Origin of the sequence: Clostridium sp. AF36-4, from assembly GCF_003435975.1 — a bacterium.
GTDB lineage: Bacteria > Bacillota > Clostridia > Lachnospirales > Lachnospiraceae > Eubacterium_F.
On sequence record NZ_QTVH01000076.1, the window covers coordinates 1 to 806 of the forward strand.

The 806-nt window shown below is 44.9% G+C and carries 1 protein-coding gene; it reads left to right on the plus strand.

The genetic code is table 11. The features are described from left to right. A partial coding sequence (locus DW005_RS13660; RefSeq protein WP_181975066.1) for a UPF0236 family protein occupies nt 1-806 on the plus strand: 806 nt, incomplete at both ends.

An 806-nucleotide genomic window follows, 5' to 3' on the forward strand; every position in this document is an offset into this window, starting at 1 on the left:
AGCTTATCTACGTCTACGAGGATGTAAATTTCGATGGGAGTAAGCATGAACTGGTAAACTGCCATTATTTCGGAGGGGATTATGCCGGGACGGAAGGGACGAAAGAACTATGGCAGGAAGTGTTTGATTTTATTACAGAGAGCTATGACGAGGAAGTGCTGGAGAAAATATATATAAACGGAGACGGAGCGGATTGGATTAGAACGGGAGCAGGAATGCATGCCAAGGCACGTTTTGTTTTGGACCGTTTTCACATGCATAAATATATCATATCAGCAACAAGCCACTTGAAAGATTCCGCACAGGATGCGAGAAGTGAAATATACAGAGCTATTAACGGAAAGCGGAAATGGGCGGCAGAAGAAGCATTTGATAAGATTCCGCATGTAATAGAGAGTGAAATAAAAGCAAAGGCAGTAGAATCCGCAAAGAATTATATTCTGGGGAACTGGGCAGGAATTATGGAATCCGTAAGGGCGAAGGATAAGAGCCTGCAGTGCAGCGCAGAGGGACATGTGAGCCACATTTATTCAGACAGAATGAGTTCAAGACCATTAGGCTGGAGCAGAACCGGTGCAGATAAGATGGCAAGACTGCGTATATACCGCCAGAATAAGAGGGACATACTGGAACTGGTTCGATACCAGAAAAAAGAACTGCCACTGGCTGCAGGTGCAGAAGAGGTGATATATTCAGCAACGCAGATGCTGGCTGCCGAAAGGCGCAACAAAAACAGGCTTGGAAAACTGGCAGATATGCCGGTATACAGTATTCCTTATCCACAGATAAAAAAGATAGCGGCACTA